This window comes from Pseudomonas sp. EL_65y_Pfl2_R96 (assembly GCF_963970905.1).
GTDB lineage: Bacteria > Pseudomonadota > Gammaproteobacteria > Pseudomonadales > Pseudomonadaceae > Aquipseudomonas.
In genome coordinates this window covers 14,104-32,722 of record NZ_CAXAQH010000039.1, presented here as the reverse complement: position 1 = coordinate 32,722, position 18,619 = coordinate 14,104, and the positions used below count along the sequence as shown (strand labels likewise).

19 protein-coding genes are annotated in these 18,619 nt (G+C 58.6%); 14 read left to right on the top strand and 5 right to left on the bottom strand.

Going from position 1 to position 18,619, the window contains the following annotated elements; all coding sequences use genetic code 11:
* Positions 1 to 89: 89 nt before the first annotated feature.
* On the bottom strand, positions 90 to 1,127 hold the full coding sequence (locus AACY49_RS26785; protein ID WP_339527359.1) for an alpha/beta hydrolase family protein: 1,038 nt from the start codon (positions 1,125 to 1,127) through the stop codon (positions 90 to 92).
* A gap of 171 nt (positions 1,128 to 1,298) precedes the next feature.
* On the bottom strand, positions 1,299 to 1,910 hold the full coding sequence (locus AACY49_RS26780) for an FMN-dependent NADH-azoreductase (protein ID WP_339527358.1): 612 nt from the start codon (positions 1,908 to 1,910) through the stop codon (positions 1,299 to 1,301).
* 130 nt (positions 1,911 to 2,040) lie between these two features.
* Between AACY49_RS26780 and AACY49_RS26775 the strand changes: the two genes are divergently transcribed.
* Positions 2,041 to 2,949, top strand: a complete 909-nt coding sequence (locus tag AACY49_RS26775) for a LysR substrate-binding domain-containing protein (RefSeq protein WP_258695955.1) — start codon at positions 2,041 to 2,043, stop codon at positions 2,947 to 2,949.
* On the top strand, positions 2,946 to 3,305 hold the full coding sequence (locus tag AACY49_RS26770; RefSeq protein ID WP_258695956.1) for an MmcQ/YjbR family DNA-binding protein: 360 nt from the start codon (positions 2,946 to 2,948) through the stop codon (positions 3,303 to 3,305). Before AACY49_RS26775 ends, AACY49_RS26770 begins: the two co-directional genes overlap by 4 nt.
* A gap of 5 nt (positions 3,306 to 3,310) precedes the next feature.
* Here the strand turns inward: AACY49_RS26770 and AACY49_RS26765 are convergent, their stop codons facing one another.
* Both AACY49_RS26765 and AACY49_RS26760 read right to left on the bottom strand, forming a co-directional pair.
* Positions 3,311 to 3,739, bottom strand: a complete 429-nt coding sequence (locus AACY49_RS26765; protein WP_320390730.1) for a DUF1294 domain-containing protein — start codon at positions 3,737 to 3,739, stop codon at positions 3,311 to 3,313.
* On the bottom strand, positions 3,736 to 4,566 hold the full coding sequence (locus AACY49_RS26760) for an undecaprenyl-diphosphate phosphatase (protein WP_320390731.1): 831 nt from the start codon (positions 4,564 to 4,566) through the stop codon (positions 3,736 to 3,738). Before AACY49_RS26760 ends, AACY49_RS26765 begins: the two co-directional genes overlap by 4 nt.
* A 294-nt stretch (positions 4,567 to 4,860) precedes the next feature.
* Between AACY49_RS26760 and AACY49_RS26755 the strand changes: the two genes are divergently transcribed.
* The 9 genes from AACY49_RS26755 to AACY49_RS26715 all read left to right on the top strand — a co-directional run bounded on the left by AACY49_RS26755 (position 4,861) and on the right by AACY49_RS26715 (position 13,462).
* Positions 4,861 to 6,495, top strand: a complete 1,635-nt coding sequence (locus AACY49_RS26755; RefSeq protein ID WP_339527357.1) for a methyl-accepting chemotaxis protein — start codon at positions 4,861 to 4,863, stop codon at positions 6,493 to 6,495.
* A 209-nt stretch (positions 6,496 to 6,704) separates the two neighbouring features.
* A complete protein-coding gene (gene pnuC, locus AACY49_RS26750) occupies positions 6,705 to 7,268 on the top strand; it encodes a nicotinamide riboside transporter PnuC (protein WP_258695960.1) in 564 nt (187 codons plus the stop codon).
* Positions 7,265 to 7,789, top strand: a complete 525-nt coding sequence (locus AACY49_RS26745; RefSeq protein WP_320390734.1) for an AAA family ATPase — start codon at positions 7,265 to 7,267, stop codon at positions 7,787 to 7,789. Before pnuC ends, AACY49_RS26745 begins: the two co-directional genes overlap by 4 nt.
* A gap of 376 nt (positions 7,790 to 8,165) precedes the next feature.
* Positions 8,166 to 8,603 (top strand): hypothetical protein, encoded by a 438-nt coding sequence (locus AACY49_RS26740; protein WP_258695962.1) that lies wholly within the window; start codon positions 8,166 to 8,168, stop codon positions 8,601 to 8,603.
* Between the two features lies 1 nt (position 8,604).
* Positions 8,605 to 9,177, top strand: a complete 573-nt coding sequence (locus AACY49_RS26735) for an adhesin (RefSeq protein WP_258695963.1) — start codon at positions 8,605 to 8,607, stop codon at positions 9,175 to 9,177.
* A 51-nt stretch (positions 9,178 to 9,228) separates the two neighbouring features.
* Positions 9,229 to 10,608 carry a heme utilization protein gene (locus AACY49_RS26730; protein WP_258695964.1) on the top strand — a complete coding sequence of 460 codons (1,380 nt, stop codon included), beginning with the start codon at positions 9,229 to 9,231 and terminating at the stop codon, positions 10,606 to 10,608.
* A gap of 62 nt (positions 10,609 to 10,670) precedes the next feature.
* Positions 10,671 to 11,354, top strand: a complete 684-nt coding sequence (locus AACY49_RS26725; RefSeq protein WP_339527356.1) for a C39 family peptidase — start codon at positions 10,671 to 10,673, stop codon at positions 11,352 to 11,354.
* Positions 11,355 to 11,386: 32 nt separating this feature from the next.
* Complete coding sequence (locus tag AACY49_RS26720; RefSeq protein ID WP_258695966.1) at positions 11,387 to 12,133, top strand: hypothetical protein; 747 nt, start codon at positions 11,387 to 11,389, stop codon at positions 12,131 to 12,133.
* 48 nt (positions 12,134 to 12,181) lie between these two features.
* Entirely contained in the window at positions 12,182 to 13,462 is a 1,281-nt protein-coding gene (locus tag AACY49_RS26715; protein WP_258695967.1) for a hypothetical protein, read from the top strand.
* 68 nt (positions 13,463 to 13,530) lie between these two features.
* On the opposite strand, the gene AACY49_RS26710 is transcribed toward AACY49_RS26715, so the two are convergent.
* On the bottom strand, positions 13,531 to 14,856 hold the full coding sequence (locus AACY49_RS26710; protein ID WP_339527355.1) for a sigma-54 dependent transcriptional regulator: 1,326 nt from the start codon (positions 14,854 to 14,856) through the stop codon (positions 13,531 to 13,533).
* Positions 14,857 to 15,200: 344 nt separating this feature from the next.
* On the opposite strand from AACY49_RS26710, the gene AACY49_RS26705 reads away from it, so the two are divergent.
* From AACY49_RS26705 to nhaB, 3 genes are all read left to right on the top strand, one after another.
* Positions 15,201 to 15,467, top strand: a complete 267-nt coding sequence (locus tag AACY49_RS26705; protein ID WP_320390742.1) for a hypothetical protein — start codon at positions 15,201 to 15,203, stop codon at positions 15,465 to 15,467.
* 275 nt (positions 15,468 to 15,742) lie between these two features.
* Positions 15,743 to 17,032, top strand: a complete 1,290-nt coding sequence (locus AACY49_RS26700) for a hypothetical protein (protein ID WP_339527354.1) — start codon at positions 15,743 to 15,745, stop codon at positions 17,030 to 17,032.
* A gap of 78 nt (positions 17,033 to 17,110) precedes the next feature.
* Positions 17,111 to 18,613: a sodium/proton antiporter NhaB gene (gene nhaB, locus AACY49_RS26695; RefSeq protein WP_339527353.1), complete on the top strand. Its 1,503-nt coding sequence runs from the start codon at positions 17,111 to 17,113 to the stop codon at positions 18,611 to 18,613.
* Positions 18,614 to 18,619 lie beyond the last annotated feature (6 nt).

The window sequence follows — 18,619 nt, the reverse complement described above, 5'->3', positions numbered from 1 at the left end:
TTTTTGCATTTCTGGGCCAATGATTTTTGTGGTGCTGAAACCTTCGCGAGCAAGCCCGCTCCCACAGGCCCACAGGGGGTCCGGGGAATTTATTGATCTGCGGTTTGCATGCCGGCCCGGCTCGGTTTGCCCAAGGCATGGGAAAAGAAACGTCCGGCTTCGGAGATCAGGTTGCGGTGAATGTCCTTGCGGTCGACGCCGTCGGCATCGGTGCACAGCGCCGGCATGGTGGCGATCTGTTCTTCGTTGCACGGCGCCAGGAACACGAAGTGCCCTGCCCCGGCCAGCAATTTGAAATCCGGTGCGGTCGGCAGTTTGCGCGCCAGGGCTGCAGCGTTTTTGTCGAACGCCACCAGTTTGTCGCCATCGCCGCTGTATAGCAGCACCGGCACATGCACGTCGGCCAGGGTGTGACGGCCGAATTTCAGACTCAGCGGCGCCATCAGCAGCAAGGCATGCACTCGCGGGTCTGGCACTGGCTGCAAGTCATCGCGGTCGACGATCAGTTCACCTTGCGTGTTGCAGGCATCGTGATCATCCGGGCGCTCCTGGCAATAACGGCGCAGACGATCCAGGTCCGGCGTAGCACCGGACAGAATCAACGCCGTCTCACCGCCCGCCGAATAGCCAATCACCCCGACTTGATCGGCATTGACGAAGGGCGCGAGCATAGGGTCGCCCAACGTCGCGGTAATGGCTTCGGAAATCTGGATTGGCCGCCCGTAAAGGTTGCTCAAGGTGCCGAGACGGCTGTGGTCTTTGGAGTTGTCGCCGGGATGGATCACCGCCACCACCACAAAGCCCTTGCGTGCCAATGAGGTGGCGAGGTCGTGCAAGGCCAGCGGGGTTCCGGTGTTGCCGTGAGAGAGCATCAACATCGGGAAGCGTCCGATGGCGACTTTGGTGTCTTCACCGGCTTCGACCGTGTAACCCTCGAGCTTGCTGGAATGCTCCCTCTCACTGGACGGGTAAAAGGCGATGGCACGCATCGGCTTCAAGTCCAGCGGATCGAGGAACGTCATCTCATGGAAGCCGACGCTCCAGTGAGGATGCGGCGCAGGCGCGGCGTGCACTGAATTCAGGCTGCCAAGCAGGCAAATCAGTAGCGTTGCACAAAGACGCACCATGGGATGCCCCACCTATATTACCTGACCGCAGATATTAACCCTCGACTGCATAACCCGGGCCAGAAACTGATCACCGCCAGAAACAAAAAACTCCGTACCTGGCCATCACGATGACCAGAATACAGAGTTTCAGGGGTATTGCCTGAGCTGTTTACGACTTTTACGCAAGCCTTACGCGGCAGCGAACAATTGCTCGCTGATCTGCACGTGGGCGTCGCTCATGGCTTTGGTGCGCACGTCATCACCGTAGGCCAGGCCATGGGCGCGGACGAACTCGATGTCGGTGATGCCAAGGAAACCGAACAGCACCTTCAAGTAGTCTTCGTGAGCAGTGCCGGTCGGTTGGCCTACATGCAAACCGCCAGACGTCGAAACGATGACCACTTTCTTGCCGCCGCACAGGCCTTCAGGGCCGGCTTCGGTGTAGCGGAAGGTCTGGCCGGCCACGGCGATGCGGTCGATCCAGGCCTTGAGTTGAGTCGGGATGGTGAAGTTGTACATCGGCGCTGCAATCACGACGGCATCGGCGGCGATGAATTCGGCCAGGGCCTGCCCGCTCAGCTCGGCTTCATGCTGTTGCGCGGCGTTGCGCAGTTCAGCGGCGGTACCGGCGGCGACCAGGGTGGTGGCGGAGAAATGGCTGATGGCATCGGCGGCCAGGTCGCGGTAAGTCACCACAACGCCAGGCTCGGCGGTTTGCCAGGCTTTGACGACTTCACCGCTCAACTGACGGGAAGCCGAGTTATCACCCAGAATGCTCGAATCGATATGCAGTAATTTCATGTGGGATCTCCAAGGTGAGGATCGCCACCCGGCGATCTGATGGAGACAATCCTACCGACGAAACCAATAGCTGATTAGTCGGCAACAATGCGATAGTTTGTCCCACTGATAGAACAGTTGGATTTAAATCATGCAAGACCTCAACGACCTCTACTATTTCGCCAAGGTGGTCGACGCCGGTGGCTTCGCGGCGGCCGGGCGTTTGCTGGGGATTCCCAAGTCCCGATTGTCACGACGCATCGCCGAGCTGGAAGAACGCCTGGGCGCGCGCCTGCTGCAACGCACCACCCGCCAACTCAACCTGACCGCCGTGGGCGAGCGCTACCTGCGGCATTGTCAGGCCATGCTGCTGGAAGCCGAGATGGCCGACGAAGCGGTGGCCAGCATGTCCAGCGAACCCCGGGGGCGACTGCGGGTGTCCTGTCCGGTGGGGTTGGCCCACCACATCTTGCCGACGGTGATCAGCAGCTTTCTGGAGAAATGCCCTCAGGTTCAGTTGGAGGTCATGATGCTCAACCGTCGGGTCGACCTGGTGACCGAAGGCGTCGATGTTGCCTTGAGGGTGCGGGAACTGGGCGATGAAGATCCCTTGCTGGTCACCCGCCGCTTACGTCAGGCGCAGACCGTCATGGTCGCCAGCCCGGCGTTTCTTCGTGAGCGGGAGATCAAGTCGCCGGACGACTTGAGAAACGTACCGATACTGGGTGCCCTGGAAGCCGATCGCCTGGTACATCTACGCATGCTCGACCAGCAGGGCAAGGCCTGTGACATGACGTTCGAAGCCCGATTGGGGATCGAGGACTTTATCGTGCGCAAGACTTGCACCCTGTCCGGGCTGGGCTTCACCATATTGCCGATGATGTATTGCGAGCAGGAACTGGAAAACGGTTCACTGGTGCAATTGCTGCCCGACTGGTCATTGCCGGGCGGCTGGTTGCAAGCGGTCTACCCGCATCGACGCGGGGTGATGCCGGCGGTGCGCGCCTGGATCGACCATTTGATCGAATCATTCAATGCCTGTGGGGACCGACTGCTATGAAGGCAAGACCAATGAGCGAAGAGGACGTCGCGCAATTCTGCCTGGGGCTGCCCGGCGCGCGGGAAGATTACAAGTGGGGGGGTGTGCGGGTGTTCTCGATTGCCGGGAACAAGATGTTCGCCTTGCAGAACCTGCGGGGACAGTCCCTGGCCTTCAAGGTCGACAAGGACCTGTTCCTGGGCCATTGCGACCGGCCAGGCATTCACCCGGCGCCGTATCTGGCCCGGGCTCAGTGGATCATCATGGAAACGCCCTACCCGCTGGGCACCGAAGAGCTGCGAGGCTTGCTGCAACGTTCCCACCAACTGGTGGTGAGCAAGTTGCCCAAGCGCACGCAGGTCGGCTTGCTGCTTTAAAGACCTTAGAACAGCGCGAGCAGATGAGCGCCCAGAAACAGCTGGTCGATCCAGAACACCTGATGCATCAGCACGATGAGCCAGAACACCAGCTGAAACGAAACCTTGCGGGTCTTGTGCCGAAATACTTGCTGGGCCAGCAAGGCGCCCGGCCAACCACCCGCCAGCTCCACCGCGTGCAAAACGTTCTCCGGCGTGCGCCAGCTGTCGGCGCGGGCCTTGTGCTTGTCGCTCCAGTACAGGAAAAACGCCAGCACGCTGACGATGCCGTAGGCCGCCAGGGGAATCACCGATACCCCGCGCAACCACAGCGACACTGAACCAAACAACGGCACTGCGCACAGCACAGCGAACACCAGCAGTTTCAGTCGTGGGTGCTGAATCGCTCCCCCGGACTTGCGCCCGGGGTTGTTGCGTGCGGCGAAGTCGTTCATGGCTTGGCGGCGGTCCAGTCGACCCAGCCGAATTGCCAGGTCGCCAGGATCACCAGGCCGAACACAATGCGATACCAGGCGAACGCCGCGTAGCTGTGGCTGGCGATGAACTTGAGCAAGCCGCGCACGGCGATCATCGCAAAGATAAACGCAGTGACGAAGCCGATGGCGAATACCGGAAAGTCCGCTGGCACAAACAGATGACGGTATTTATAGCCCGAGTACACCGCCGCGCCGACCATGGTTGGCATGGCAAGGAAGAACGAGAACTCGGTGGCCGTCTTGCGCGACAACCCGAACAGCAAACCGCCAATGATCGTCGAGCCGGAACGCGAGGTCCCGGGGATCATCGCCAGGCACTGGGCGAAGCCGACTTTCAGGGCCTCTTTCCAGGTGATGTCGTCGACGCTTTCAGCATGCACGACATGCTGACGGCGTTCGGCCCACAACATGACGATCCCGCCCACGACCAATGCAGTGGCGACGGTAATCGGGTTGAACAGGTATTTGTGGATCAAGTCGGCGAAAATCACCCCCAATACCACCGCTGGCAAGAAGGCGATCAACAGGTTCGCGGTAAAGCGTCGAGCGCTGGGCTGCGTCGGCAGGCCGATGACCACGTCGAAGATCTTGCGGCGAAACTCCCAGACCACCGCCAGGATAGCCCCGAGCTGGATGATGATGTTGAAGGCCATGGCCCGCTCACCGCCAAAGTCGAGCAAGTCCGCCACAATGATCTGGTGCCCGGTACTGGAAATGGGCAAGAACTCCGTCAGCCCTTCTACCACGCCTAAAATCAATGCCTGCAAGGCTGTCCAAAGATCCATCAATCCCCCAAGAAGCCATGCCCCCAGGCATGCCCCGTTAATAATTTGTAGAACGTTACCCACGATCAGCGTCCGCTGAAGGCCCGCGCGCACAAGATCCACACAAAACCGTAAAAATTCTGTGAAAAATCGACTTGGACTCAGGTTTTTCCGTGCGGGGCCGAAATCCTATCAGACAAGCCTCATTTACGCTGCCGCGTAATAGGACCTGAGTCGCATAGGCCCGATCAGCAAAGTATGGTTGGATGCTGGCGATCGTTTATAACAAGAACAAGAAACTGGAGTAGCAGCGTTATGAACAGCTTGCGCAGTGTGTCGATCAGCCGACGCTTGTGGCTTATCTTGATCGTGGCCGTGGTGATGCTATTGACGTTGGGCGCGTTGATGCTCAAGCAGATTCACGACGACCTTTATCAGGCCAAGGCCCAAAAGACCCAGCATGTGGTGCAGACCGCCAGTGGCATCCTTACCTACTACCACGGCCTGGAAACTGCCGGCACCCTCACCCGTGACGCCGCGCAAAAGCAGGCACTGACCGCCGTGCGCGGTTTGCGCTACGACCAGAATGACTACTTCTGGATCAACGATCTGACGCCGGTCATGATCATGCACCCGACCAATCCGAAACTTGAAGGCCAGAACCTGTCGACGATCCGCGACCCCGACGGTTTCGCGCTGTTCAACGAGATGGTCGCCATCGCCAAGGCCAAGGGCGCCGGCATGGTCGACTATCGCTGGCCGAAACCGGGTGCCAGTGCCCCGGTAGAGAAAACTTCCTACGTCAAACTGTTCGAGCCCTGGGGTTGGGTGATCGGCTCGGGCGTGTACATCGATGACATGCAGGCCGAGTTTTATGCTCAGGTCTGGAAGGCGTCTTTCGTCGGCCTGGTGATAGCCCTGATCATGGCGCTGCTGGTGATCATGATTGCCCGCAGCATCGTGCGCCCGCTGCAGGAAACCGTGAACGCCATGGCCAACATCGCCAGCGGTGAAAGCGACCTGACCCGCAGCCTCGATACCCACGGCCAGGACGAAGTCACGCAACTGGCCCGGCACTTCAATGCCTTTACCACCAAACTGCGCTTGGTGATCGGTCAGTTGCAAGTGTCCGCCGGCGCACTGGGCCAGTCTTCCAGTGAATTGGGCAACGATGCCGCGCAGGCCCAGCAACGCAGCCAGCAGCAATCTCAACAAATGGAACTGGTGGCGACCGCGATCAATGAAGTGACCTACGGCGTGCAGGATGTGGCCAAAAACGCCGAGCACGCGGCCAGTGAAATGCGCAATGCCGAGTCCCAGGCGCAGCAGGGGCAGGTCAATATCGATGGCAGCTTACAGCAGATCGACAAGCTGTCTTCGACCATCGATCAAGCCGTCGAAGTGATTCGTACGCTGGCTGCCGAGAGCACGCAGATCGGCAGTGTCCTGGAGGTGATCCGCTCCATCGCCGAGCAAACCAACCTGCTGGCCCTCAACGCGGCCATCGAAGCCGCCCGGGCCGGTGAGCAGGGTCGAGGGTTTGCGGTGGTCGCCGATGAAGTGCGGCTGCTGGCCCAGCGCACCCAGAAGTCGACGGCAGAAATCCAGTCGATGATCGAACGCCTGCAAAGCCATTCCGAAGCGGCGGTCAAGGTGATCGGCGACAGCAGCCGTGCGTCACAACTGACCATCGAGCAGGCCGGTCTGGCCGGCGCCAGCCTGAATGCCATCGGCCAGGCCTTGCGCAACCTCAACGGGTTGAACGCCTCGATTGCCAGCGCGACCTTGCAGCAGGCCCATGTGGTGGAAGACATCAATCAGAACGTCACCCAGGCCGCGGGGTTGTCCCACAGCACGGCATTGGCGGCCGAGCAGTCGAGCGTGGCCAGCGTTCACCTCAAGGAACTGAGCGAGCAGTTGAACGGGCTGCTCACGCAGTTTCGGGTCTGATCACTTTCAGTAGGGGCAACTGACCCGGCCAGTTCGGAACACCAGTCGCCCCATCGCGAGCAGGCTCGCTCCCACACTTAATCGGCGTTGCTCATTTTTTGTGAGCATCACTGAGCCAATGTGGGGGCGAGCCTGCTCGCGATGAACGATAACGCGGTTTTTCCGGGTACTATTCGCCCCCCTCATTTCTACGACACCAAGGAACCTCCATGTCCGGGCTTGAACTGTTTGCCGCCGCCCTCGGCGTGATCGCCGTCTGGTTGACGGTCAGACAGAACCCCTGGTGCTGGCCAATCGGCCTGGTCATGGTGCTGCTGTATAGCTGGATTTTTTTCGAGGTGAAGCTGTATTCGGACATGCTGCTGCAAGTGATCTACGCCGCCTTGCAGCTCTACGGCTGGTGGCAGTGGACCCGTGCGGGCGCGACGCATGACGGGCGGCAGGTCAGCCAGCTCGATGGACAGTCGATAGCGCTCGGTCTGGCCGTCGGCGCGGTCGGCAGTCTGCTGCTGGGGGCCGCGATGGCCCACTGGACCGATGCCGCTCAGCCCTGGCTCGATGCGGCGTTGACCGGTTTCAGCCTGGTGGCGCAGTTATGGATGGCGCAAAAACGTCTGCAATGCTGGCCGCTGTGGATTGCGCTGGACGTAATCTTCGTCGGCCTGTTCATCTATAAAGCGCTGTACCTCACCGCCGGCCTCTATGGGGTGTTCGCAGTGCTGGCGGTGCAAGGCTGGCGGACGTGGCGCGCCGACCCGGCATTGCGCACATGAAAGTGCTGGTACTCACGGGCCCCGAATCCAGCGGCAAGAGCTGGCTGGCCGCCGAACTGCAACAGCAATTCGGCGGCGCTCTGGTGGGCGAATACGTACGCTGGTTCATTGAGCAGAAGGCGCGAGACACTTGCCTGGCCGATATCCCCGACATCGCTCGCGGACAGCTGCAGTGGGAAGATGACGCCCGAGCTTTTCAGCCGCCGCTGCTGATTCTCGACACTCACTTGCTGAGCAATATGTTGTGGAGCCAAACCCTGTTTGGCGATTGTCCGGCCTGGCTCGAACAGGCGTTGCTGGCTCGGCATTACGACCTGCACTTGCTGCTGTCTCCCGAACTCGTCGACTGGACCGACGATGGTCAGCGGTGTCAGCCCGAACTGGATGAGCGCCGGGCCTTTTTCAACGCGACCCATGCATGGCTGGAGCAGCATCGACAGCCTGTTCAAGTGATTCAAGGCCATTGGACTGAACGCCGGGCCCAGGCGTTGCAAGCCGTTACTTTGCTGCTTGGGCGCTAATCAGAACCTGTGGGGAGCTGACGGGCACTGGCCAATACCCCAGCATTTGTTGCAGTATTTTTTCAAATGCGTCCGTTTCTGAAACACACCTCCCCTCTCGAACAGCCTGTTTCAACCCCATTCATCATCTTGTCATGCCATGTGTTAACGCGCTGGTACACCACAGCGCAAACCCTTGGATCCGGAGCTTTACCTTCCCTTCAGCCCGTTGCAGCACCCTGCGTTGTCTCAGACCTGAAGCAGCTCAATCATCGATCCACTGCGCTTGATCGATAACCCTTTGAATCAAAACAATTATCAAAAAGCGGCACGGCTTTCGCTCTCTCCTTCACAAGGCTGACTAGGGCCAGCCGCCAACAAAGAAGGAATCGCCGCCGTGGGGACATTTGATAACAGCATCTATAGCCTCCTGTTGATCGGATGCGCACTAGGCTCAAGTGTCTGCCTGCCTGTACAGGCTGACAACGGCATCATTATTATCAAACGTGATGTCCAACCGCGCATGGCAACGCGAGCGCCGGTGATTCCCGACCCTAGCCCCACAACCGCCAATGCCAACCCGTCCAAACAAGTCCTCAGGCAAACGAACGAATTGAGCGACGGCGACTTTGCCAGCGTCGCCAGTGGTGCAGGCATCTCCCGCCTGGTCACGCAAAACACCAACAACCTGAGCGGCAATCTCACCAACCAGACCCAGCTTTCCAACCTCCCCGCTGGACGTTCGGGAAATTCGGGCAACGGTATTGCCAACATGGTCAACTCAAACATCCAGCAAGGCCTGGGTGCTCTGAGAGTCGTAACGGGAGACCGTTAAGATGAATCGTATGCTGCTGATGATTGCCATGTTTTGCAGTGCATCGACCTTTGCCCACCCCCCCGTCATCAATAACGCCGAAATCGACGGTTCGGGCATGCAGTACCAGGGCAACCTCACCGTCAACCAGGCTGCCGGCGATCTGCAGCAACAGGCCAACGCCCGGGCCATCGCCGTTGGCCATGGAGCCAGCGCGACCACGCAGATTCGCCAACGGCTGCGGACGGAGGTCGACCCCAGGATCGATGCTCGATCCAGCATTCAAGGCGACTCCTTCAGCAACGGCAGTGGCGCTCTGGGCGTCAACCAGAGCGCGGGCGCCAGCAACCAGCAAGCCAACGCACTGCGTATCAGCATCAGTGCCCAGCCGCAAAGTATCGACGACAGCGTCCTCATGCAGCAGAACGTGGCGCTGATCAACAACTCCGATCCAACTGACTCTGCACCAGGCAATCGCCAGGTCGCTACCAGCGATCAGGCCTTCACCGGTAGCCGTGGGGTGATCCAGTTGAATCAGAGCTCCGGGGTGGGAAACCGAACGGCCAACACCCTGAGCGTACGGGTCATGGACTGACCCAAACAGGTAGAAACAACACTTAACCTAAAATAAGTACGGAGAATCACCATGAAACCTTCGATGGCACTCAAGCCTCTGGTTTTCGCAATTGCTGCGGTCATGGCTGTTGCTGTACAAGCTGGGCAAAACGATCGGCGTGACAATGACCACCACCATGGCCAGAACAATGGCCATCACACCCCTCCTCCAACAAAGATCCCTGTCTATGCGACGGCCAATGCATGGGATAACCAGAGCAGTACCAACAACCGCATCCGTAACGAAGGGACGATCAACGAAGCTGAAATGAACAGCTCTGCCACAGGCGCCAGCGGCAACGTCGGCGTCAACGTGGCTGCAGGTAGCGGCAACCAACAAGACAACGCGGCCGCCATCGCAAATGCTGCCTCAAACTCCAGTCAGGACAACAGCTTCGTGTTCGGCACTGCTACAGCCACCGCCGATGTCACGCAATACAGCAACAATAACAGGGTCAACAACTTCGGTAGCACAGCCTCTGCTGTTATGAGCGGATCGGGGAATAGCGGCAGCGGTAACATGGGTATCAACATTGCTGGCGGCGACCTCAACCAACAGAAAAACACCATGGCGATTGCCAACACCAATGCCCCGCTCGGTAACGCAACAGCCACCGCCTCTGCCGATCAACAAGGTCCTGGCCTGGTAGTGAATAACAACGCCGATCGGACGTACCGCCTGGATACGATGACAGTTACCAACTCGGCCAGCGGTAGTTTCTCTCGCGATAAATCATCCGAGGCTAGCGGCAGTAGAAGCGCTTCTTCGAGCTGGGACGCGAGCGGTTCCAGGAGCTCTGATGCCAGCGGTACCAAAAGCGTTGATATAAGTGGTTCTCGCAGCAGTAATGCGAGCGGTTCTAGCAGCAGTAATGCGAGCGGTTCTTCGAGTGCTTCTTTGAGTGCTTCCTTGAGCGCTACTTTGGACGCTACTGCGGCGGCTGCCAGCTCCCGTACCTTCAATAATGGCAATGGCGATCGCACCCGCAGCAGGACTGCCGACGCATCGCTTAACGCATCGATTGATGCAACGCTTGACGCATCGAGAGACAGATCGTACGACAGATCGCGCGACTCCTCGTACGACAGATCGCGCGATTCCTCGTTCGATAAATCGTACGATAAATCATACGAGAAATCGTCTGCCTCCTCGTACGAAAAATCGGGCAGCAAATCGTCCGAATCTGCGTACGACAAAGCGAAAAGCTACAGTGAAAGCAGCTCATATGATTTGAGCAATACCTACACCTATCAAGTGCTGACTCCAACTGGCTGGGCAAATCCTGTGACCAACACTGCAACCCTGAGCGGTTCGGTCAATGGTGGCAGTGGCAACCTGGGCGTCAACGTAGCTGCCGGGGTGGGTAACCAACAAAGCAACTCGCTGGCCATTTCCAACAACTCGTTCTAATTGCTGTCTCTGGAGGCCCCCTTACGGGGGCCTGTTTCAACACACCCAGAAGGCGTCCTACCATGCGCATTATCATCGCCTTGGCATTTTTGCTTTGCGCGGCCAGTGTGAGCGAGGCTGCACAAATGCCGCTTTCCGTCCTGCCAGGCGGCGCGGTGGTGTATAAGCCGATCCAGAGCATGCGCGAGCGTAAGTTTGCCGACCTGGTGCAACAAAAAACCGACTTCAGTTGCGGCGCAGCTGCGCTGGCGACCATATTGCGCCAGGCCTATTGGCTGGACGTGAATGAAGAGCAGATTATCGAAGGCATGCTGGCGCACTCCGATCAAGATCTTGTACGCGTCCAGGGCTTCTCCATGCTCGACATGAAGCGTTACGTGGAAAGTATCGGCATGCGGGCCCGTGGCTACCGGGTAGCGCCGGATACGTTGAGCGAAATCAGAATTCCGGTTGTGGTACTCCTGGATATCCGTGGCTACAAACATTTTGTGGTCATGCAAAGAGTCCATAAGGGCTGGGTATATATCGGGGATCCGGTACTCGGCCATAAACGCTACAAAGTCGACGACTTTGTAAAAGGCTGGAACGGCATCATCTTTGCTGTCATCGGTCAGGGCTACGACAAAACCAACACGTTGCTCGACCCACCCATGCCACTAACCGCCAAGAACCGCATCAACACCTTCAGCCCGGTGCAAGACGCAGAGTTGATGGATTTCGGATTCATCCAAAGCGACTTCTTCTAATGACAAGGAGCACGACGCTCCCGGAGCATCCAATGAAGACTCCAATCTGGCTAGCCGTGGCTTGCCTGGCCGCCAGCCTGCCGACCCAGGCACAGACATTCAAACCGATTGAATTGAAGGATCAGGAATTGGCAACCCTGCGAGGCCGCTATGTCATGCCGGGACGGATCATCAGTTTCGGCATTGTCATGACCAGCAGTTGGCAAAATGCCAACGGTGAAGTGATCGGGGCAACTTCCTCGATGCAAATTCAACAATCAACCATCAAGCCACAGTTCTATGTGTCGATGATCGACGAAAAAGGCGATGGCTCAGCGCGTTCGCAAAGCACCGGCACCGGTACCGTCACTGGCGGCAGCGGCCTCAACAGCACCGAAGGCGTCACTCAAGTCGTGCGTGCTGCCGGCGACCATAACACTGCCTACAACAACGTTGAGATCAACGTCACAAAGGCTAGCCAAGCGCCAGCAACGCAACAGCAGGGCCAGGCGTTGGCCACAGGCTCGACGTTGGTCGGCGCCAATGGCGCGGGTTCGTTGAGCGTTTCCTCGACCGGTACGGGTGTGCAGCTCAACATCGTGGCCAACAACAACCAGGGCAGTACCGTACAACGCCTGGCCCAGGGCGGGCTGATGCAGAACACGACGTTGCTCGGCGGTGGTAACCAGGTCCGCAACCTCACATCCCTCAATGTCGTGCTGCGTGACAACGTATCTACAGCCGGGTCGCTGAACGGCAACCTGGACCAACTCAAAGGTCTTCGCACTCAAGGATTCTGATCTACGCTCAGTGTCATCAGATGTAGTCAGATAAGGGACGGCTAACCCATGCACCGATCGTTGACGTTCAGAGCTATCGTTTGTTTGAGTAGCCTGGCCCCGGCCACACTGCTGTACGCAGCACCGGACCCCCAGGTTGAAGTACTAAAACAAGAGCTCATGGAGTTGAAACAGCGTTACGAAGCACAACAGAACGCGCTGATGGTACTCGAGCAACGCGTTCGCCAAGTCGAAGAAACACCTGCAACACCTGCTCCCAAACGGCTGACCAAATCCCCCGCAGAAACGGTCAAGGGTGGCCAGACTGTGGCCGCCGGTGCGCCGGGAACCACAGGCAGTTCATACGGCCAATCGCTCAAGGATGATTCGGAGCCTGCGCAAAGCGTTTCCAACCTGTATGACGAAGCCAGCGGGTTCTTCGGCGGCGGCAAGTTCAGCGTCGAAACAGGCCTGACCTATACCCACTACGATACCCGTGCACTGACGCTCAACGGCTTCCTGGCACTGGATGCGATTTTTCTCGGCAACATCGATATCGACCGTATCAAGGCGGATAACTGGACCCTGGACCTGACCGCCCGCTACAACGTGGCACAACGTTGGCAGTTCGACATTAACGTTCCCGTGGTTTATCGCGAATCAACGTACTCCTCCGGTGGTGCCGGTGGCGCAGGCCCGGTGACGTCGGACGCAACCGTTACCCGCGACCCGACCATCGGCGATGTGAACTTTGGCGTTGCTTACAAGTTTCTGGATGAGTCGGCCAACCTGCCCGACGCGGTCGTTACACTGCGCGTCAAGGCGCCAACCGGTAAAGACCCTTACGGCATCAAGCTGGTCCAGGCCGCGAACAACGATAACCTCGCGGTACCCGAGGACTTGCCTACCGGTAATGGTGTCTGGTCGATAACCCCGGGCATCTCGCTGGTCAAGAGCTTCGACCCTGCCGTGCTGTTCGGCAGCCTGGCCTACACCTACAACATGGAAGACTCTTTCAGCGACATCAGCCCTCAGGTCAACTCCAAGGTGCCCGGGGACGTGAAACTGGGCGATTCCTGGCAGGTCGGCGCCGGCATTGCATTCGCCTTGAACGAGAAAATGAGCATGTCGTTCTCGTTCACCGATCAGTTCGCCCGCAAGAGCAAGATCAAGCCGGACGGTGGCGATTGGCAATCGATCTCCAACAGCGATTACAACTCGGCCAACTTCAACATCGGCATGACCCTGGCAGCAACCGATAACCTGACGATCGTTCCCAACCTGTCCATCGGCCTGACCGACGACTCGCCAGACTTTTCCTTCAGCCTGAAATTCCCGTACTACTTCTAACCGTTTCACCCCAATGGAAAAGGCCCGCTGCGACGGATGTCGCAGCGGGCCTTTTCGTTTCACCCGCCCTAGCGGATCTGGTGCTTGTGCAGCAATCGGTAAAAAGTCGGCCGCGATACGCCCAGGACTCTGGCGGCGACGCTCAGATTGTCACTGTGCCGGTTCAACACATCGCATAGCGCCTGACGCTCGGCGCGGGTCTTGTAGTCTTCAAGGGTGCCCATCGGCGTAGCAGTGGCGTGTTGACTGATCAACCCCAGGTCTCGCGCCTCGATCTGCCGCCCTTCGGCCAATACCAGCCCACGACGTACCCGGTTGGCCAATTCGCGGACATTGCCCGGCCAGTCATGCTTGCCCATGGCGATCAGCGCGTCTTCGCTGAAACTGCGAGGACGACGACCGGTTTCATGGCTGTAAAAGTGGGAAAAGTGGTTGGCCAGCATCAAGAGATCGCCATGACGCTCACGCAGCGGCACGGTGACCACTTGCAGGACGTTCAAGCGGTAGTACAAATCTTCGCGAAAGCGTTTCTTCTCAATGGCCTCCTCAAGATCGACGTGTGTCGCCGCCAATACCCGCACATCCACCGCAATAGGCTGATGCCCGCCGACACGCTCGATGTGTTTTTCCTGCAGAAAGCGCAGCAGATTGGCTTGCAATTCCAGGGGGAGATCACCGATTTCATCGAGAAACAGCGTTCCGCCGTTGGCCGCTTCGATCCGCCCGACCTTGCGCTGATGGGCACCGGTAAAAGCCCCCTTCTCGTGACCAAACAGTTCGGACTGGATCAAGTGCTCGGGGATCGCGCCGCAGTTGATCGCCACGAACGGGTTGCTGTGACGCTGGGACAGTCGATGCAGGGCTCGGGCGACCATTTCCTTGCCGGTCCCGCTTTCGCCGCGGATCAGCACCGGAGATTCGGTGGGCGCCAGTTTGCTCAACAGTTTGCGCAATTCGCGAATCGGTTTGCTGTCGCCGAGCAGTTCGTGTTCAGGCTGATCGATATGAACCGTGCCCTGGCCGCGCAGGCGCGCCATGCCGAACGCTCGCCCCAGAGTGACCTGAACCCGTGAGACATCGAACGGCAAGGTATGAAAGTCAAAAAACCATTCACAGACGAAGTCCCCGACATTCTGCATTCGCAGGACTTCCTGATTAAGCACGGCGATCCATTCGGTACCGCTACGGGTGATCAGTTCCTTGACGGCCTCCGGGCGCTCCAGATGAAAGGGCTGCAAACGCAACAGGCCGACGTCACAGGTTCGTTCGGCGGCGTTTTCCAGGGTACAGCTGTCAACATCCCAACCCACAGCGCGTAAACCCGGCAGCAAACGGTGACAGTCGTCGCAAGGATCCACTACTAACAGACGTCGTAAGGCAGGCGCTTCGATCATGACTGTTCCTTGGCGCCAAATTATTAGGAAATATTATCAAAAACAGTCATTTGGCGGACTTGGCTGTAACACTAGCAAAATATTGACGCGGGCTTGTATCGATTGCTTATAGGGTTATTGGCCTATTAGTTATAAGTATTTATTTGGTTAGTTGCCTAACGACTTGAACCTTTCATTCAGCTTTCAGAAACAGTCTGAATATCGAAGCCATGAAAGAAAGTTGAAAATTCTTTTGATTGTGTGTGACCCAACCCCCGGTTGCGGGCATCAGTACAAGTAACCAGCCGAACGGTAAGCCCAACCGACGGCACATCACTTGATTGGGCATACAGAGAGAAGATCCCATGAACGCCCCGCTCCGTATCAACGAAGCTCTTTTGATTGCCGACCGCGCATTCCAACCCTTTCAATGCGTGGCATGGGCACCACAAGACGGTAATGGCGAGCTCAGCCTGACCGTCATCGATCGCACTAACACTCGCATCAGCCGCAAACAAATTCCAAGCAGCGCCTATTCCGATCCAGAGCAACTCGCACACTTGCTGGAACAAGCCCGCGCCGAGCTGAGCGAGGAAGGTTACACGCTGCAATCGTGGTCCATGCCGCACTAAGCGTTTTCGCGGATTACCGCTCGGTAATCCGCGTCCCCTCTTCCCCCCTTAGTTGACGTTTTTTACAGTCACCCACCCATCCGTTTCATCTTCTAACTCGTCAGATTACTTGGCAGGCTTGTCAGTGGTTCGAAAAGACACTGTTCTGGCACAAAACGCCCTGCCTCCCGAGAGTAATGGCAGTTGTGCATCAGCGCATTCAGGGATTGAATGTTCTGCTCATGCAGTCACCCTCCGGGCACCCGGACAAGGACGACTGGCAAGGAGATGCGTGCATGTCACTCCAGACTGCTTTTGCCTTACCTGCAACCGTCCATGGTGCAGGGCAACTTGATACGCGTTTCGCTGGCACCGGCAAGACTCAAGTGTATTTCGCCGGCAGTACTTCCAGCATGGCCAATGGCGTCGCGATTGACCACGCCGGCCGCTTGCTGGTAGCGGCAAAGGTCGGCACGCCGGGTGGCAGCCGCTTTGGACTGGCCCGCCTGCTTGAGGACGGTTCGGCGGATCTGGCATTCGGCAAACAAGGCAGCGTCATCGGGCAGTTCGCCCACGGCTACGAGGCTATGGCGGGCACGGTGCGGGTGCTGGCCGACGGGCACATTCTGGTGGCCGGTCTGCACTACGAAAATGCTCACCGTACGCTGCCCGCCCTGGCGATGTTTGATCCGCAAGGCTGCCCTGTCCAGGGTTTTGGTGAGCATGGCCGCTGCGTGGTGCGCCTGCCGGGGAATCTTTCCCAGGGCGCTCGCGACGCCTGGTTGCCGCCCGGTGTACCGGGCACCGAAGCCTGTGATGCCTGTGTGCAGGACGACGGTCGAATCCTGCTGCTGGCCAATCATCGCTTCGAACTGGCCGATCACGTCGGCATGCTGATACGGCTCAACGCCGACGGCTCGCTGGACAGCACCTTCAACGGACGCGGTTTCGTCATGGTCCGGCACTTGCTGATGAACACCTGGCTCAACAGCCTGATGGTGCAGCGCGATGGCCGAATCCTGGTCGGCGGATCGATGAATTTTCCCGAGGAGGGTTTGCTGGCGCGCTATCACACCGATGGCCGGCTGGACGACGGTTTCGCCGTGGAGGGTTTCATGACCTTCAAAGTACAGGGCCACAGCGCTCAGGTCTGCCAGATCGTCCAGCACGAAAAGGGTCATTTGCAGTGTTTTGGCAGCAGTCGTGACCCGATGCACTGCCTCGCATTAAACGTTCACAGTAACGGCCGACCCGACATTCGCTGCAATCGTGGCCAGCCAAAACTGTTGCAGGTTGGCCACAGCGGCTGCCAGTGGACCGCCGCCCAGGTACAGCCGGACGGCCGCGTGCTGACCGTCGGTGCGACGGTCGGCGGGGTCGAAGCCGACTTCATTCTCGCCCGGTATTTACCCAATGGGCCGTTGGACCGCAGCTTCGCCAATGGCCTTGGCTGGGTTCGCACACGCCTGAGTCGCGGTCCGGACACCGCCACTTCATTGGCCGTGCAGGCCGACGGTTGCATCGTCGTCGGCGGCCATTCGCTGGACGGAAACTACCGCGCGGTCGTCGCGCGTTATCAACACTAGGCCGACATCTTATTCTTGGACTTGATCTTCCCTTGCGCTTACGGCAAGTTGCGCGCTTCTTAATACAAGGAGTAGCCGATGTCCGGCTCAATGGCCCAAGCCTTCGCGCACAACTTTCTCGGGCACTCACCCCGCTGGTACAAGGCGAGCATTGTCGGTTTCCTGATTCTCAACGCTCTGGTGTTGTGGACGATCGGCCCGGTGGCGGCCGGTTGGCTGTTGGTGTTGGAGTTCATCTTCACCCTGGCCATGGCGCTCAAGTGTTACCCGCTGATGCCCGGTGGGTTGCTGCTGGTCGAAGCACTGCTGCTGAAAATGACCACGCCCCAGGCGCTCTATGACGAGTTGGTGCACAACTTCCCGGTGATCCTGCTGCTGATGTTCATGGTGGCGGGGATTTACTTCATGAAAGACCTGCTGTTGTTTCTGTTCTCGCGCCTGCTGCTGGGGGTTCGCTCCAAGGCGCTGCTGGCGTTGATGTTCTGCTTCCTGTCAGCGTTTCTGTCGGCGTTTCTCGATGCCTTGACCGTGACCGCCGTAATCATCAGTGCGGCCGTGGGGTTTTATTCGGTGTATCACCGCGTCGCCTCGGGCAGCGATCCGCGTCATGACAGCTCATTCTGCGATGACCAGCACTTGCCCACTCTCCACCATGCCGACCTCGAACAGTTCCGCGCCTTCCTGCGCAGCCTGCTGATGCACGGCGCGGTCGGCACTGCGTTGGGCGGTGTGTGCACGCTGGTCGGCGAGCCGCAGAACCTGCTGATCGGCCATGAAATGGGTTGGCACTTCGCCGAGTTCTTTCTGAAGATCGCTCCGGTGTCGTTGCCGGTGCTGGCAGCGGGCCTGGTGACCTGCGTACTGCTGGAGAAACTGCGCTGGTTTGGCTACGGCACGCTGCTGCCGGACAACGTGCGTACGGTACTGGCCAACTACGCCGCCGAAGACAACGCAGAGCGTACTTCGCGTCAGCGCGCTGCGTTGCTGGTGCAAGGGGCGGCAGCGCTGATTCTGATTGCCGGGCTGGCGTTTCACATTGCCGAAGTCGGCCTGATCGGTTTGATGGTGATCGTGCTGATCACCGCGTTTACCGGCATCACCGACGAGCACCGCCTCGGCAACGCCTTCAAGGACGCCATGCCATTCACCGCGCTGCTGGTGGTGTTTTTCGCAGTCGTGGCGGTGATTCACGATCAGCAACTGTTCACGCCGCTGATCCAGTGGGTGCTGGCACTGCCGGCCGATCAACAACCGGGCATGTTGTTTATTGCCAATGGCTTGCTGTCGGCCATCAGCGACAACGTGTTCGTGGCGACCATTTACATCACCGAAGTGAAGCAGGCGTTCATCTCCGGCCACATGAGCCGCGAGCACTTTGAAGCCCTGGCGATTGCGATCAACACCGGAACGAATCTGCCGAGCGTGGCGACGCCCAATGGCCAGGCGGCGTTCCTGTTCCTGCTGACCTCGGCGATTGCACCGCTGATTCGCTTGTCGTACGGGCGGATGGTGTGGATGGCGCTGCCTTACACCGTGGTGATGGGGATTCTTGGTTGGTACGCGGTGAGCTACTGGTTGTAACAGCTC

Coding starts and splice junctions, on each gene's coding strand:
- pnuC (WP_258695960.1), top strand. CDS start 6,705: ATGTCCGGGCTTGAACTGTTTGCCGCCGCCCTCGGCGTGATCGCCGTC.
- nhaB (WP_339527353.1), top strand. CDS start 17,111: ATGTCCGGCTCAATGGCCCAAGCCTTCGCGCACAACTTTCTCGGGCAC.
- AACY49_RS26710 (WP_339527355.1), bottom strand. CDS start 14,856: ATGATCGAAGCGCCTGCCTTACGACGTCTGTTAGTAGTGGATCCTTGC.
- AACY49_RS26755 (WP_339527357.1), top strand. CDS start 4,861: ATGAACAGCTTGCGCAGTGTGTCGATCAGCCGACGCTTGTGGCTTATC.
- AACY49_RS26725 (WP_339527356.1), top strand. CDS start 10,671: ATGCGCATTATCATCGCCTTGGCATTTTTGCTTTGCGCGGCCAGTGTG.
- AACY49_RS26715 (WP_258695967.1), top strand. CDS start 12,182: ATGCACCGATCGTTGACGTTCAGAGCTATCGTTTGTTTGAGTAGCCTG.
- AACY49_RS26730 (WP_258695964.1), top strand. CDS start 9,229: ATGAAACCTTCGATGGCACTCAAGCCTCTGGTTTTCGCAATTGCTGCG.
- AACY49_RS26745 (WP_320390734.1), top strand. CDS start 7,265: ATGAAAGTGCTGGTACTCACGGGCCCCGAATCCAGCGGCAAGAGCTGG.
- AACY49_RS26705 (WP_320390742.1), top strand. CDS start 15,201: ATGAACGCCCCGCTCCGTATCAACGAAGCTCTTTTGATTGCCGACCGC.
- AACY49_RS26760 (WP_320390731.1), bottom strand. CDS start 4,566: ATGGATCTTTGGACAGCCTTGCAGGCATTGATTTTAGGCGTGGTAGAA.
- AACY49_RS26700 (WP_339527354.1), top strand. CDS start 15,743: ATGTCACTCCAGACTGCTTTTGCCTTACCTGCAACCGTCCATGGTGCA.
- AACY49_RS26785 (WP_339527359.1), bottom strand. CDS start 1,127: ATGGTGCGTCTTTGTGCAACGCTACTGATTTGCCTGCTTGGCAGCCTG.
- AACY49_RS26775 (WP_258695955.1), top strand. CDS start 2,041: ATGCAAGACCTCAACGACCTCTACTATTTCGCCAAGGTGGTCGACGCC.
- AACY49_RS26780 (WP_339527358.1), bottom strand. CDS start 1,910: ATGAAATTACTGCATATCGATTCGAGCATTCTGGGTGATAACTCGGCT.
- AACY49_RS26720 (WP_258695966.1), top strand. CDS start 11,387: ATGAAGACTCCAATCTGGCTAGCCGTGGCTTGCCTGGCCGCCAGCCTG.
- AACY49_RS26735 (WP_258695963.1), top strand. CDS start 8,605: ATGAATCGTATGCTGCTGATGATTGCCATGTTTTGCAGTGCATCGACC.
- AACY49_RS26770 (WP_258695956.1), top strand. CDS start 2,946: ATGAAGGCAAGACCAATGAGCGAAGAGGACGTCGCGCAATTCTGCCTG.
- AACY49_RS26765 (WP_320390730.1), bottom strand. CDS start 3,739: ATGAACGACTTCGCCGCACGCAACAACCCCGGGCGCAAGTCCGGGGGA.